The sequence below is a fragment of the Flavobacterium sp. ZT3R18 genome (assembly GCF_007097385.1).
Taxonomy (GTDB): domain Bacteria; phylum Bacteroidota; class Bacteroidia; order Flavobacteriales; family Flavobacteriaceae; genus Flavobacterium.
Window position 1 is genome coordinate 42,770 of record NZ_VJZS01000015.1, and the last position, 15,478, is coordinate 58,247.

Genomic DNA, 15,478 nt, shown 5'->3' on the forward strand with positions numbered 1-15,478 from the left:
TTTTAAATTTTCAATCATCAATATGAAAAAGAAAATAAATATTGCTTTAATCTTAATTGTTTTGACAGTGTGGGGTTTTGTTGCATCAAAAACTTTAAGCCAATATTTCTTTTTAGATAAAAAAACGATTAACGGTGCGAAATTTAATTCCAAACTAACCATTAACAAGATAAATAAGGACACTTTCGCCTTAGGTAATATTGCACGAGATCCTTTTTTAAACAAAGAAAGCAAAACATACATTTCTTCATCCTCTAAAAAGCAATATTTTAAAAAAGTAACTATAAAAAAAGAAGTTAAAAATGCACTTGTAAAACAAAAAGAGTTTGTAATCTGGCCCCAAATTTCGTATCATGGCTATATTAATTCTAAAGATAGAAATAGCGAGTTATTGATTCTAGTCGACGTAGATAAAAAACTATACAGATTAAAACTAAATCAGCAATCGGATGGAATAACATTGAAAAAAGTGTTTAAAGATTCTATTGAATTAGATTTCAATAGAGAAAAAAAAATATTTCGATTAAATTAGTTTTGAATTCCTAAAAAATCTATCTTATCATGAGAACAAGAATAATTTACTAATCACACCTATAAACACAAGCTTTTCTTAGTTCGGTTTAAGCTAGCATTTTTTAGTACACAATGGTGTTCAATAATAAATCTGATAGTTTTTGTATCTGCAACACCTTCTCAATTAGATCAACAAAACATATAAAAACATTAGTAAACAAATATTAATTTATGTTTTTATTACAGCTCCACTTTTCTTAATAATGATCTAACCAAAACATGTTTCAACAAAAATCAATCATTATTTATTTCATGATGATCAATTTTCATCTACTTTTAGCAATATAGAAACTTTGAAAATTACCCCATTGGTAACACTATTCTTAAATAGCATATTGTACTCCCCTAAATTACTAGAAAAATAATAAAGGCTGCGGAGCCTTTTTCTCCGCCAGTAGGAAAACAAATGGTTTCAACGCCTCGCAAATCTTATGCGTACAGGTTTTCCACTGGTGGTTATACCAATAAAGTTCATTAGATGCCTTTCAGAGATCAATTTTAAAATCTCAAAATAAATCACTAAAAATTGCTGGAGCGCTTTTATAATTATATAACTGTTCGACTGTAGCCCCATCGATTCCACTGGGAAAGATAATCCAATTATCTTTCTTAAACTTCTGAATAGCTCACTCAAAACCCTCTAAGAATAGGACGCATCTATCCTTCGACAAGGAAAATTATATAATGTTAAATTATTTTACACCTTTATTACAACTATTTTGAGAATATTTTCTTTAAAATACTTCAGAGGAACAATAAACGACATCCAATGGTATAGATATCTGTTTATGCTTTATTAATAAAATCATGAGCTGCGAATTACATTTAAATTGATTGCTTTTGATAAAAAAAACGAGGAATAAGAGGTGAGATTATAAATCCGCACATTATTTCTATCTAATGTGGAAAACCGTAAAATTAAATAAAACACAAAGGCTATTTTTGATTTTCTGATTGTAATGAACTGATTATAAATATCGAGCAATAGTTTATAGAAAACACCTAGCTAACTGTTCATTATTTGAATAGGTTATTGATTCAAAAATAATTAGTTTTACGTTTTAACGGCTTTCAACTTCCATAATTTTAAATTAGTATATGTCTTTAGATTTATCAAAAACAGTAGTTGAAGTAATACCTTTAGGAACAACTATTTATCCGACCTCATCACCATTAAACGAAGTAAATAGTAATTATAGATAAAAACCACAATGGCTATATGATTTTTTGATACGCCGTTGAATCTTTAAGAAATCGAATAGTAGAAATTTTATTGTGGTTTAAAAAAAACACGAAGAAAACAAATAATTTATAATGACAAACGAACAACTCAAAAAACTAGAAAATGACCTTTGGGCATCTGCTAACTCTCTTAGAGCGTATGGTGGATTAAAAGCGGCTGATTATGCTGTTCCCGTATTAGGTTTAATTTTTCTACGATTTGCAGAAAATAAATACACCCATTACGAAGCCGAGATCATTAAGGAATACGAAGCCGACAAAGGAACGCGCATGGAACGCTCTTTAGCTTCTATTGCTTTGGCTAAATGTGGGTTCTATTTACCCGATCATGCCCGTTATGATTATTTACTTACACTTCCTGGCGACCAAAGCATGGCAAAAGCCTTGCGACAAGCTATGGAAGGCATTGAAGAATACCAAGACGAAAAGTTTAAGGACGTTTTGCCTAAAGAAGCTTATTTTGACATAGAAAAAAAGAAAGCCGATATACTACCACAATTACTAAAAACATTCTCTGATATTCCAATGGATGCTACAGGGGATATTTTTGGGAAGATTTATGAATATTTCCTTGGCGAATTTGCCATGAGTGAAGGACAAAAAGGAGGCGAATTCTTTACGCCAACTTCTGTCGTTCGTTTTATTGTAGAAGTTATTGAACCCTACGCAGGAAAAATTTACGATCCTGCCTGCGGTTCCGGTGGAATGTTTGTGCAAAGTGCTACGTTCGTACAAGAAGCCAAACATGACCTCAGCGATATTTATGTATATGGTCAGGAATATATGGGCGAAACCGCTCGTTTGGCCAAAATGAACTTGATGGTCAATAATATTCGTGGCGAAATTACCGAAACCAACTCCTATGAAAATGATCCTTATAATGGTTTAGGAAAGTTCGACTTCGTAATGGCCAATCCGCCGTTTAATGTAAAATCTGTAAAGGAAACTACCGTAAAAAACGATGAACGCTTTTATAAATACGGTCTACCCAAAAACAAAGGCAAAAACACCAACGACAGCATTACCGATGCCAATTACCTTTGGATTTCTCTGTTTGCCACTTCGCTAAACAAAAAAGGAAGAGCCGGTTTTGTAATGCCCAACTCCGCTTCTGATGCTGGAAATTCGGAATACGACATTCGTAAAAAAATTGTAGATAGTGGCATTGTAGATTGTATGGTTTCTATGCCTTCTAATATGTTTTTTACCGTTACATTACCAGCAACACTTTGGTTTTTTGATAAACAAAAAGTAAACACAGAGCGAAAAGACCAAATTCTTTTTATTGATGCCCGAAATACCTATCACCAAATAGATCGTGCGCATCGTGAATGGAAAGAAGAACACATCCAAAACCTGACTGCCATTGTGCGCTTGTATCGTGGAGAAAACGAGCGTTACCTGGAATTAGTAAGCCATTATATAGAAGAAGCAAATGAAGCGACACAAGCAGTGCCTGCTTCGTTTGAGGTTTTCAATAATCAATTAAAAACAGTTGTTACAAACTTGCAACAATATGCTCTAGACAGCAAAGCCAAACACAAAGGCGATGCCCTAAAAAAACTAAATGAAAGTGGGGTACTCCAAAAAATAAACGATTTGGTTTTACCGGAATTGTCTTTACCAGTCATTGCGAGGAACGAAGCAATCACATCCAACAAACAGCAGCTGGCTTTTTCAAAAAAATTAGCCGTTTACACCACCCAACTAAAAGAACTAGATGCCACGCTAAAAACCAACAAAGACACTTTAACTGAAATTTGGGGAGCAGCAGATAAACTATTAAAAATTAAAACCGACAAAGACTGGGCAAACTTAGGTCTGAACCAAATGAAAGCCTTGGACGAATTGCAACAAAAATGGAAAACTGCTATTGAAAAAGTAAATTATTGGTTTACCAATTTAGATTGGTTACAATCTCGTTTCCCAGAAGCAAAATATATTGACGTAGTGGGTCTATGTAAAGTAGCTGATAAAATAGAATATGCTGAGGAACAAGATTATTCTTTGAATGCAGGGAGATATGTCGGAATAGAAATTGAAGATGATAATACAAGTGTTCTAGACTTCAAAAATAAAATAATAACTCAATCTAAAAAACTTGACAAATTAGAAGAAAACGCTACTAATTTAGGAATTTTGATTAAAGAAAATATTAAATCTTTATTTGTATGATCGAAGAGTTGAGGTTAGACGATTTAATTACCCTTCAAAGAGGTTTCGACATTACTGTAAAAGAGCAAACGGCCGGTTCAATACCTATCATATCTTCTGGAGGAATTTCAAGTTATCATAACGAATTTAAGGTTAAAGGACCTGGAGTTGTTATTGGAAGGAAGGGTACTTTGGGCAAAGTGTATTTTTCATCTGAAAACTATTGGCCACATGACACTACTTTATGGATTAAAGATTTTAAGGGTAATGATCCTAAATTTATTTATTATCTATTACAGGTTCTTCATTTTGAAAAATTTGATGCTGGTGCAGCAAACCCTACATTAAATAGAAATCATATACATTCACTAAAATTAAAAGTCCCCAAAAAGGAATATAGAAGTAAAATAGCCTCCATCCTATCTTCTTATGATGAATTGATTGAAAACAACAAGCAACGCATCAAGCTATTAGAAGAAATGGCAGAAGAAATTTATAAAGAATGGTTTGTAAGGTTGCGTTTTCCTGGTTTTGAAAATGCTAAAATCATTGAAGGGTTGCCTGAGGGTTGGAAAAAAAAACCTATCGATGAATTTTCTTCATTTAGTATGTCAAAAGCTAAACTAAAAAAGTTTAATGATACTAAAACATATATAGCTACAGCTGATGTTACAGATATTAATATTACAGGACAAGGTGAAATTATTGATTGGGAAAATAAACCATCTAGAGCACAACTTGTACCGGAATTAAATTCTGTTTTTTTTGCTAGAATGAGTAATACATACAAAGTTTTAGTTTTTTCAGAAACAAATAAAGAACTCATTGAGGAATTAGCTTTAACAAGTGGTTTTCTTGGTTTAAAAGCTCCAAATGAAAAATTTCTACCTTATTTATTTTGGTTAATAAAAAGCAATTCATTTCACAATTACAAAGATGTATTTGCAAATGGAGCAACACAAGTTTCATTGACTAATGAAGGCTTTCATAATATCAAATTAATTGAGCCTTGTATAACTGTTATTGAGAAATTTGGTGAAACAACATTACCTTTTTTAAATGAAATAATTACCTTGAACAAGAAGATCCAACTCCTTCAAGAAACCCGAGATTTGTTATTGCCACGATTAATTAGTGGTAAATTGAGTGTGGAGCATTTAGTGGAGGAAGAAAAAAACTTAATGGCAGCAGAGCCCGTTTCAGCTTATGGAAAAAACTAAAAAGGAAACTTTTTTACTCTCGCAAAGCTTTAAAGAAACCTTGTCGTTAGAAAAATTAAATGCATTAACAACAGCATATAACGATGCAATAGCCAATAGTAATTTATTTTTTCCAAATCAGGAAACCTTGCAAGTAATGCTTTGGGCAAAAAGAGAAAAAATAACTTTTGGCCCTTATCAAGACTTAACTTTTTTTTGAAATTAGCAATCGCATCTATTCTGATTTGGTTTTGTTAGAAGCAGCTCAAGTTTTGTTTAGAGAACACAAAATAAAAAGCATACAACTAAACATGAGCAATCATGCAGGCAATGACTTGTCAGTAATTGACAAAGACAATAAAGCACTTGTTGGAGAAGCTTTTAACACGGCTCATTCCTTTTTTCAAGTAAAAATGAGAAGTGAGCTGAAGAAATTTAGTGATGGTAAATCCGGTTAAATTGCCTTCAACGAAACTGCACTAAATGATAGAAATAAAATATTTCTTAATAAAAATAGAAAAGAATTTCCTAATATTGAATTTGTAATTTGTAAGATCTAATTAAAAAAATGTAAATGGATTATAAATCAACCATTAGCGATATATTCAGTCCTCGTAAAAATCTATTTTCAGTACCCAATTATCAGCGCGCCTATTCTTGGGAAAAAGAAAAACAAATCAAACAGTTTCTTACGGATTTAAAGGAACATCCGATATCTGTTTCCCAATATCACTTAGGACATTTTCTATTTGAGGCTGACGAACACAATAAAAATAAGTTCTGGATTATTGATGGTCAACAGCGACTTACAACTGTGGTTATTTTTTTAAGCTGTGTTTACAACAAAATTAAGAATTTAGAAAACTACAAATCTGTCGCAACAAATATTTATAATGAGTATTTGGAAAACACAGATGGAGAACAAAAATATTCTACCGTAAGCTATGATGATAATTTTTTTCGAAATCTAATTATTAAACCTGTTTCAGATACAATAGATACCCGTTCAAGAAGAAGAATTTCAGAATCATTTGAATATTTCACCGATGAATTCAATAAAAAAGATGTTTCAATTGAAGAAATTCTTCGTTGGAAAGATTTAATTGAAAATGCTAAAATCACTACTGATTCCGTTTCTGATAAATCAGAAGCTACTCAATTATTCACTTTCCAAAATGATAGAGGAAAAGATTTAACAGAACTAGAAAAATTAAAATCTTTTCTAATGTTTAATATTTATCTGGATTGTACTGTTTCAGGTATAAATCCAAATAGAGATATTTCCTATGTCGAAAAAGAATTTGAAACTATTTATCAATTATTAGAAGTTATAAAAATTGCTGATGAAGATCAAGTTTTAAATTATCACACCATTGCTTTTATTTCAAACGATGGCACTTCTCTGGAAAGAGTAAAAAAAACCATCAAGAAACAAGATGATAAATCACAATGGGTAAGAGAATTTTCGGTAGCATTAAAAACGAGTTTCACTTCTGTAATTGAAATCCAAAAATTAAAAAACAAGGAAATTTTATTAGCTGATATACTTTACCTCGATCAATATAATAGCTTCCCTATTCTTTTAAAGCTTTTTCATTATCATAAGATAGAGCAAATTCAAAAAACACTTAGACTTATAGAAATTATATTGTTTAAAATGGAATACACAGTTGGTAATTATCGAACCAATAGACTGCATTCAATGGCTTTGAATTATAAAGGGGATTCCGAAAAATTAGAGAATTCACTATTGGTAATTGCAGAAAATGGGTTTAAAGAGTATTGGAATTTCACAGGTGATTTTGAACGATGTTTAAAGGGAGATTATCACTATTGGTCGATTACTAAATATCTATTATGGAAATATGAAAATAAGCTGAGAGCAGAAGATAGAGAACCGGCAATGAAGTATTCCGATTTCGCAAACCTTTATGGAAAACATAAATTAGAGAATACGTTAGATCATTGGACTCCACAGAAACCAAAAGGAGTTGAATACACACAAATTTTTAAAGACAAATTTTTAAATAATTTAGGAAATTTAGTGTTGTCAACCAGAGGACGTAATGCAAGTGATAGTAATGATATGCCTTCTGATAGAGAAACACATTCAGTTTTAATTCAAAGACAAAAGTTAGAACCTTTTAAAAACAACTGGAGTGATGTTGAAATAAAAAATCGTCAAGACGACATAGTAACTTTTGCAAAAGAATATTGGAATCCAAATAAAATAGTTTAATAACATGGCCTATCTAAACGAATCACATATTGAAGAAGCCGACATTAATTTCTTTGTCGAAAAATTAGGCTACACTCATATCAATGCATGGGAAAAACAACTTATCGGAAGACACAGCCTGAAAGAGGTGGTTTTAAGAGATCGGCTAAAGACTAATTTAATAAATTTAAACCAACATTTACCGGAATTGTGTATTGACCATGCGGTTAGCGAAATAACCAAAAGCAGAGCTACGCTAACTCCTGTGATTGCAAATAAAGAAGTTTATGATCTCATTAAAAATGGCGTTCAAGTAGATTACATCAATGAGCATGGAAGAGAAGAAAACGATTATGTGAAAGTGATTGATTTTAGTCCTGAAAATGGCAATGATTTCTTGTTAGTATCCCAATTAAGTATTGAATACCAAGAAACACAAAACATTACCCGCAGACCCGATTTGATATTATATGTCAATGGATTGCCATTGGTAATGATTGAGTTAAAAAATGCTACAGAAAAGGTAAAAGCAGGATACGATAAAAATCTAAAGGACTATCAAAGAGATATTCCACAATTGTTTTGGTTCAATCTCTTTGTGTGTATCTCAAATGGCATCCAAACAAGGGTAGGATCTTTTAATTCCCCTTGGGGTCATTTTTTCTCCTGGTTAAAACTAACAGACACGGCCATAACGCATGAGCAACCCACAAAAGAGGAAATAGAAGAAGAAAGTGAAAGAACTGGAGAACATTTAAGTCTCAAAATATTCGGTGAAGGGCTATGTCAAAAAGAGGCTTTGATTGATTACTTTGAAAATTTTGTATTGTACCACAAAAACAAAGTCAAGATCATTGCCAAAAATCACCAATATTTGGGGGTGAATAATGCTTTAGTTGCTCTTCAGTATAAGAAAACTAATAAGGGGAAATTAGGTATATTTTGGCATACACAAGGTTCTGGAAAATCGTATTCTATGATATTTTTCTCCAGAAAAATTCAACGCAAAGTTATTGGCAATTGGTCCTTCTTGATTATTACCGATCGTAAAGATTTGGATGGTCAGATCTATAGAAACTTTCTGGAAACAGATACAATTGTCGAAACCAAAGACCAAAAAGAAAACTATTTCAGACCTGCAAATAAGGAAAAACTCGCAGCATATCTACAATCAAACAGAGCTTATGTATTCTCACTTATTTTTAAATTTGGCATTGAAAGCGGTAAAACCTTCAAGCAGCTTACTGACAGAAACGATTGGATTGTAATTGTAGATGAAGCCCATAGAACACAATACAAAGGCTTGGCCGAGAACATGCGAATTGGTCTGCCCAATGCGCAATATATTGCCTTTACGGGTACCCCTTTATTAAAAAGCGAGCTCACAAAAGATTGGTTTGGCAAGTATATTTCAGAATATAATTTTGCACAGAGTATTGAAGATGAAGCTACGGTTCCATTATATTATAGAAAGAGTGTTCCAAAAGTAGAACAGGTTAACCCTGATTTGGTTGGAGAAGCAGCCGCTATTCTGGAAGATGAAAATCTAACCGAAGAGCAAAGAAAAAAACTAGATAGAGAATATTCAACTTTACTCAATGTAGTTAGAAGAGATGACCGTCTGGAAGAAATAGCAAAACATATTGTAAAACATTTTCCCTCTCGTTTAGATGTAATAGACGATGAAAAAAGAAGAAGACCAATGAAAGCGATGGTTATCAGTATTGATAAATTCACCGCAGTGAAGATGTATGACAAAGTGCAATATCACTTGAAAGAGGAAATAAAAGAGCTGAGAAAAAAGATAGTCATTGAAACAAATCCGGAAATAAAAACGAGGTATGAAAAAGCCATTGTTTTTATGAACGAAACAAAAATGGCAGTTGTAATAAGTCAGGAAGGAAGTGATAAGGAAGAGGAAGAAAAATTTCACAAAGAAGGATTAGACATAAGACTTCATAGAAAATTGATGGATAGCCCTGATGATGATGGGCGTAATATTGAAGATTATTTCAAGGATCCGAACAACACGTATCGTATTGTTTTTGTAACTGCCATGTGGATGACCGGTTTTGACGCACCATCAGTATCTACTTTGTATTTGGATAAACCATTACAAAATCATACGCTAATGCAAACCATTGCAAGAGCAAATCGTGTAATTGAAGGCAAGAAAAACGGTTTGGTTATTGACTATTTTGGGGTTTTTAGAAATCTAAAAATGGCTTTGGCGGCTTATGCGGAAGGAACAAAAGGAAAAGCGAATGATGGCCATGATGAGGAAGAGTATCCTGTAAAAGAGTTTGAAGAATTAATAGCATTATTAAATGAAGGAATTGCCGAGGCAAAAGTATATTGCAAAAACTTGGGAGCAGATATTGACCATATTCTAAACCTGGGAGAAAAAGGATTTAAAGAAATTGAATTATTTCAGGAATACGCTAACATCATTCTGGGTAAAGATGAATTTAGAAAGCAATTGGGGTTATTTGTTAATACCATTGCATCATTATATGATTCTGCGAAACCAGAAGTCTATGATTTTCCTGTAATCAAAAGGCACAGAGATGTATTTCTATATCTGAGAGCTGTTGTAGATAGAAATGTAGATCAGGATGAAGCCGTAGAAAGAGCAAAAAAGAAAATTGATGCTTTATTGGACTCCAGCATTTTGGGCAAAGGTGATTTACAAGATCCAAGCGAAAAATACAGTATAGACTCTTCAAAACAAATCGATTTGAGCAAATTGAATTTTGCTTTACTACGAGACGAATTCCCAGAGAAGAAACATAAAAACATTCAATTTGCAGACCTTAGGGAGTTATTGGAAATTAAGTTGAAACAAATGATGGCCCAAAACAAAACAAGAGGTTCATTTTTAGAAAGTTTTCAAAAAGTCATTGACGATTACAATTCTGGAAGTTTATCAATTGAGCAGGCTTATGAAGATTTATTGAAACTAGCAGAAGAATCGAATGAAGAGCAACAAAGAGCTGCCAAAAACGAAATGACCGAGGAAGAACAAGAATTATTTGACTTATTAAAAAAAGACAAACTAACTAAAGACGAAGAGAAAAGCGTAAAACTGGCCGCTAAAACATTATTGGAAAAACTATATGATGCTAAAAATAAAATATTAATTCAGGAATGGCATAAAGAAAAAGCTACTCAAGAAAAAGTAAGATGGGAAATTCAAATGGTATTGGGAAATCTTTTACCGGAAACCAGTTATGATAGAATGATATTCTCTCAGAAAGTGGATGTTGCTTTTCGGCATTTTTATGAATTGGCGCAAATAGGAAGAGGTTTTGCGGCTTAAAACGAAAACATTCATTAAGGTGGGTTGAATGAGGAAGAAATTGTATAGAATAGTAAATAAAAATAGTTCTAATGAAAATCATCAAAATTATAGTTGAAGAAACAAAAGACGGATTTACCGCCTATGCCGATAACATTGAAGGCATTTATGCTGGTGGCGACACATTACAGGAAGTTAAACAGTCAGTTTTAAATGCTATCAGATTACTAAAGGAAAACAATACGCCCGAAAACGTTCCCGATGTTTTAAAAGGAGATTATCAGATAACTTACAGCTAATTCTTTTTGATATGGAAGAACAACAAATACAATCGATTCAACACTATAGAAAATATGGGTTTGAATTTTCTAAAGTTTCAGAAGATACTATTGTAATAAAGCAAGAAAGAGTATTAAATGGTTATGTCCTAAATCAAAAACAATTGGTTGAAATTGCCAAAAGTATCTTTCCGGATTATCATATAAAACCAGCAGTCTATAATTTGGACGTTGCTACTGTTACTATTGATTGGATTGAAGAAAAAATGAAAGAATACGGAATTAAGAGAAACGATTTAATAAAACAATTAGCAATAGACAAATCGAATTTGAGTTTAATTTTATCATCAAACAAAGAACTGACAAAACCAATGAGGGCTTTGTTTTTCTATTATTTTCTTAGTTATGAAATAAATCGAGATATTAGAAATGATGACAATTTTATGAATATGGGAAATTAGATTATGGGAAATTTAGAAGTAAAAGAAAAAAATATCAAAATCGATCACAGCAAATAGCAATTTACGATTTATCCAAAGATAGTATAGAGAAAATCAGCCCATTCAAATAATCCGATACGGAAACAGAATAGAAATCAAAAACCCGGGATTTTCTTTAAAACCGGAAGAGCAATTGGGAGAACCAGGATCTAAAAATAGAAACCCATTTATAGCATCAATATTTCACGAAACAAACCTTGCGGAAACAAAAGGAAGCGGAATTAGAACGATGAGAAACTTGATGGAGAAATCGTCATTGGCACCACCAACTTTCGAAAGCGATCACACGGCAAATTTATTTACCACAAGATTATTGTTGCATCATTTTCTCAACGAAAGTGATTTACAATGGTTGAATACTTTTTGTAAATTTGACTTGAATACGGAACAAAAAAAAGGATTAATCTTTATTCGTGAAGCAGAAGCAATAGACAATTCTACTTACAGACAACTAAATGCATGTGATGTTTTAAAAGCAAGTAATGAATTAAGAAACCTACGGGACAAAGGACTTATAGAACAAAAAGGGAAAGGAAGAGCCACTTATTACATCACTGGAGATAATCTTAACACAGAACCTAATTTGCTTAACACAGAACCCCAATCACTAACACAGGAGTTACCTTCTGTGATAAGAGAACAAATAGAAAAGTTAGGTGTCAGAGAAAATGACCCTAATAAAATTAAAGGTGTTATATATGAACTTTGCAAACATAAAAGTTATTCCGTTAAACAAATTGCTCTAATATTGAATAGGAACGAAAATTATGTGTACAGAAATTATATCCTACCAATGAAAGAGGAAGGAAAACTGCAACACACAATCATTCTTTTTTACTAAAAAACACTTTTGTTTATAAGAATAGCATCTGAACTCCTTGAATCGATTTTTCTCAATAGAATTATTGCTATTTTTGCATCATAAACAAACAAATCAATTTTATGCTCATTATAGGAATTGCAGGAGGAACAGGATGTGGAAAAACAACAGTCGTTCATCAAATCATGAATGAATTACCCGAAGCGGAAGTTGGGATTATCTCTCAAGACTCCTATTATAAAGAAACCCATGACCTTAGCTACGAAGATCGTTCCAACATCAATTTTGACCATCCAAGAGCCATTGATTTTGAATTACTGGTAGAGCACCTCAAAGAATTGAAGGCCGGAAACATTGTAAATCAACCCGTCTATTCTTTTGTGCAACACAACAGAACCGATGATGTAGTTGTCACACATCCCAGAAAAGTAATGATTGTTGAAGGAATATTAATCCTAACAAATCCCGAATTAAGAAATCTTTTTGACATTAAAATATACGTGCATGCCGATTCAGACGAACGCTTAATTCGCCGCTTGAAAAGAGACATCGCCGAACGTGGTCGCGACATGAATGAAGTTTTAAACCGCTATCAACACACTTTAAAACCCATGCATGAGCAATTTATAGAACCTACAAAAGCATTTGCCGATATTATAATACCCAACGACAGATTCAATACCGTGGCTATAGATGTAGTTCGTGCCGTAATTAATCAACGTATTTTATAATTTTGTTGTAATTTTATTGCGGATTCAAAACACAACAATTCTTTGATTTTAACATTAAAAGATAAAGAATTACAACTAAAAACAGAGACTTTTCCATTAAAAAATAGGTAAAAAACACCCCAATGAAAAATCCTTATAAAGACAAAACTTGGTTTAAACTTTTAAGCAACAAGTACGTTTGGGTCTCACTATCTTTCTTGACTTGGATGGTCTTTCTAGACAACTATTCTTATTTTGAACATCGTTTTTTAAACAAACAAATAGAGGAACTAGAAGACAATGCGACTTATTACCAAGGCGAAATAGAAAAAGATGAAGAGCACATCAAGCAATTGAAAAACCCTTTGCAAATCGAAAAGTATGCTCGTGAAAAATACTATATGAAAAAAGATAGTGAAGATATTTACATCATCGAATTTGAAGGTGATACTGTTAAAAAGAAATAATCGTTAAGTATTACAATCAAAACTAATTACAATTAAAAATGGCTAAGAACTTATTCGACGATTTCAGCCCTGTTTCTGCGAAACTTTGGAAACAAAAAATTCAATTTGAACTCAAAGGAGCCGACTATAATGAAACCCTGATTTGGAATTCTCCGGAGGATATCAAAGTAAAACCATTTTACGACAAAGAGGATTTTACTAAAAAATATCCCGTTTCCACAAAAGCTTCGCAATTTAAAATTTGCCAAAACATCTTTGTTTTTGATGTAGAGAAATCGGTCGAAAAAGCGTTGGATGCTATAAATCGTGGTGCCGAAAGTCTTCGCTTTACTATTCAAGATGACACCATTGCTATTGCAAAACTGTTAGAAAAATTGCCTTTAGACAAAGTTACCACTTACTTTAATTTCAATTTTATTTCAATCGATTTCGTAAAGACTATTGATGCTATTGCAAAAGAAAAAAAAGCGACTATCTATTGTAATATAGATCCAATAGGACAATTGGCCAAAGACGGAAATTGGTTTGTGACCAATGAGAAAAATAATTTTGATACGCTAAACACACTATCAAAAGAAGCTCCAGCTCTTTCGATTATCAGCATAAATAGTGGTTTGTATCAAAATGCCGGTGCCAATATGGCACAGCAAATCGCTTATAGTGTAGCACACGCCAATGAATATTTTAACCGAATAACGGATATCAATCAACCAATTGTATTTCAAGTTTCGGTAGGAACCAATTATTTTTTCGAAATCGCAAAACTACGTGCTTTACGAATCCTTTTTAATACAATAGCACAAGAATACAATCACAATCAAGATTGCCATTTGCTGGTTACTCCAACAAAACGTAACAAAACCATCTACGATTATAATGTAAACATGCTTCGTACCACTACCGAATGCATGAGTGCCGTTCTTGGAGGTGCTGACGCCATTGCCAATTTACCGTATGATACCTTGTACCACAAAGACAATGAATTTGGCGACAGAATTGCCAGAAATCAATTGTTGATTCTAAAAGAGGAAAGCTATTTTGATAAAGTAGATAATCCTGCTGACGGCAGTTATTATATCGAAAGCTTAACGAATCAATTGGCCGAAAAAGCATTAGTATTATTCAAAGACATTGAAGCCAATGGAGGTTTTCTTAAACAACTGAATGAAGGGATTATCAAAAGAAAAATCCAAGAAAGCGCCGATGCCGAACAAGCTTTATTTGATTCCGGAAAAGAACCACTATTAGGTACCAATAAGTATCCCAACAAAAATGACAAAATGAAACAGGACTTAGAATTGTTTCCTTTTGTAAAAGTAAAACCCAGAAAAACTTTGATCACTCCAATAATTGAAAAACGATTGGCCGAGAAATTGGAACAGGAACGACTTTTGGAAGAGTAATCTGCTGTCGGTTTTAGTATTTAATATAAAAGCATAAAAAACTATCTTTACAGTATAAAAAAGCATCATGGAAGCAATTAGACAAATAGTTACCGTAAAAAACCACCAGATCAATATCACTTTACCTATTGATTTTATTGCTGATGAAGTAGAAGTTATCATTTTACCAACCGAAAAAAAAGAAATTATTATTCCGGAATGGCAAATAAATGAAGTTAGAGAAAGAACAAGCGAATATTTAAAAGACCCATCTACTGCCCAAGACTTTTTTGAAGCTATGAAAGAAATTGAAGATGAATTATAGTTTAAAAATTCTTGCAGTCTCAAAACAGGATATTAAGGAAATTGCACTTTGGTATGGAGGTAAACAAAGTAATTTGGAAAAAAAATTTATTAATGCTGTAAAAAAAGAGGTCAGTATTATCCATAAAAACCCTTTTTTATACCAAATTCGATATGATGATGTTAGAATTGCATTTACAGCAACATTTCCATATTCAATTCATTTTACAATTTATCAAACTACAATTGTCATAAAGGCCGTTTATCATACTTCCAGAAATTCTAAAATTTGGGTTAATCAAGATTAATTATGGTAATATAATTCCCATTGCAA

Annotated in this window: 15 protein-coding genes; all 15 read left to right on the forward strand. The window is 32.4% G+C overall.

The window, feature by feature from the left end; genetic code table 11:
- The first annotated feature begins 22 nt into the window (after window positions 1-22).
- Window positions 23-532 carry a hypothetical protein gene (locus FNW52_RS14945; protein ID WP_143378247.1) on the forward strand — a complete coding sequence of 170 codons (510 nt, stop codon included), beginning with the start codon at window positions 23-25 and terminating at the stop codon, window positions 530-532.
- Window positions 533-1,887: 1,355 nt separating this feature from the next.
- Entirely contained in the window at window positions 1,888-3,990 is a 2,103-nt protein-coding gene (locus tag FNW52_RS14950) for a type I restriction-modification system subunit M (protein ID WP_143378248.1), read from the forward strand.
- Window positions 3,987-5,189: a restriction endonuclease subunit S gene (locus FNW52_RS14955; RefSeq protein WP_143378249.1), complete on the forward strand. Its 1,203-nt coding sequence runs from the start codon at window positions 3,987-3,989 to the stop codon at window positions 5,187-5,189. The genes FNW52_RS14950 and FNW52_RS14955 overlap by 4 nt, the downstream gene beginning before the upstream one ends.
- Window positions 5,176-5,388, forward strand: coding sequence for a hypothetical protein (locus FNW52_RS14960; protein ID WP_143378250.1), 213 nt, complete (start codon window positions 5,176-5,178; stop codon window positions 5,386-5,388). The genes FNW52_RS14955 and FNW52_RS14960 overlap by 14 nt, the downstream gene beginning before the upstream one ends.
- Before the next feature lie 91 nt (window positions 5,389-5,479).
- The gene (locus FNW52_RS20835) at window positions 5,480-5,626 is read left to right on the forward strand and encodes a hypothetical protein (protein WP_185966004.1); all 147 of its coding nucleotides are present in this window, start codon (window positions 5,480-5,482) and stop codon (window positions 5,624-5,626) included.
- 116 nt (window positions 5,627-5,742) lie between these two features.
- A complete protein-coding gene (locus tag FNW52_RS14965) occupies window positions 5,743-7,407 on the forward strand; it encodes a DUF262 domain-containing protein (RefSeq protein ID WP_143378251.1) in 1,665 nt (554 codons plus the stop codon).
- 4 nt (window positions 7,408-7,411) lie between these two features.
- Window positions 7,412-10,705 (forward strand): type I restriction endonuclease subunit R, encoded by a 3,294-nt coding sequence (locus FNW52_RS14970; protein ID WP_143378252.1) that lies wholly within the window; start codon window positions 7,412-7,414, stop codon window positions 10,703-10,705.
- Window positions 10,706-10,776: 71 nt separating this feature from the next.
- Window positions 10,777-10,983 carry a hypothetical protein gene (locus FNW52_RS14975; protein WP_143378253.1) on the forward strand — a complete coding sequence of 69 codons (207 nt, stop codon included), beginning with the start codon at window positions 10,777-10,779 and terminating at the stop codon, window positions 10,981-10,983.
- Between the two features lie 11 nt (window positions 10,984-10,994).
- Window positions 10,995-11,423, forward strand: a complete 429-nt coding sequence (locus FNW52_RS21155; RefSeq protein WP_143378254.1) for a hypothetical protein — start codon at window positions 10,995-10,997, stop codon at window positions 11,421-11,423.
- 106 nt (window positions 11,424-11,529) lie between these two features.
- Window positions 11,530-12,303 (forward strand): ATP-binding protein, encoded by a 774-nt coding sequence (locus FNW52_RS14985; RefSeq protein WP_255515612.1) that lies wholly within the window; start codon window positions 11,530-11,532, stop codon window positions 12,301-12,303.
- 101 nt (window positions 12,304-12,404) lie between these two features.
- Window positions 12,405-13,013, forward strand: a complete 609-nt coding sequence (gene udk / locus FNW52_RS14990; protein WP_143378256.1) for a uridine kinase — start codon at window positions 12,405-12,407, stop codon at window positions 13,011-13,013.
- A gap of 122 nt (window positions 13,014-13,135) precedes the next feature.
- Window positions 13,136-13,459, forward strand: a complete 324-nt coding sequence (locus FNW52_RS14995) for a septum formation initiator family protein (protein ID WP_143378257.1) — start codon at window positions 13,136-13,138, stop codon at window positions 13,457-13,459.
- A gap of 38 nt (window positions 13,460-13,497) precedes the next feature.
- A complete protein-coding gene (locus tag FNW52_RS15000; RefSeq protein ID WP_143378258.1) occupies window positions 13,498-14,862 on the forward strand; it encodes a methylmalonyl-CoA mutase subunit beta in 1,365 nt (454 codons plus the stop codon).
- A gap of 67 nt (window positions 14,863-14,929) precedes the next feature.
- Window positions 14,930-15,166 carry a hypothetical protein gene (locus FNW52_RS15005; RefSeq protein WP_143378259.1) on the forward strand — a complete coding sequence of 79 codons (237 nt, stop codon included), beginning with the start codon at window positions 14,930-14,932 and terminating at the stop codon, window positions 15,164-15,166.
- Window positions 15,156-15,452 (forward strand): type II toxin-antitoxin system RelE/ParE family toxin, encoded by a 297-nt coding sequence (locus tag FNW52_RS15010; RefSeq protein WP_143378260.1) that lies wholly within the window; start codon window positions 15,156-15,158, stop codon window positions 15,450-15,452. Before FNW52_RS15005 ends, FNW52_RS15010 begins: the two co-directional genes overlap by 11 nt.
- The last annotated feature ends 26 nt before the right edge of the window (window positions 15,453-15,478 follow it).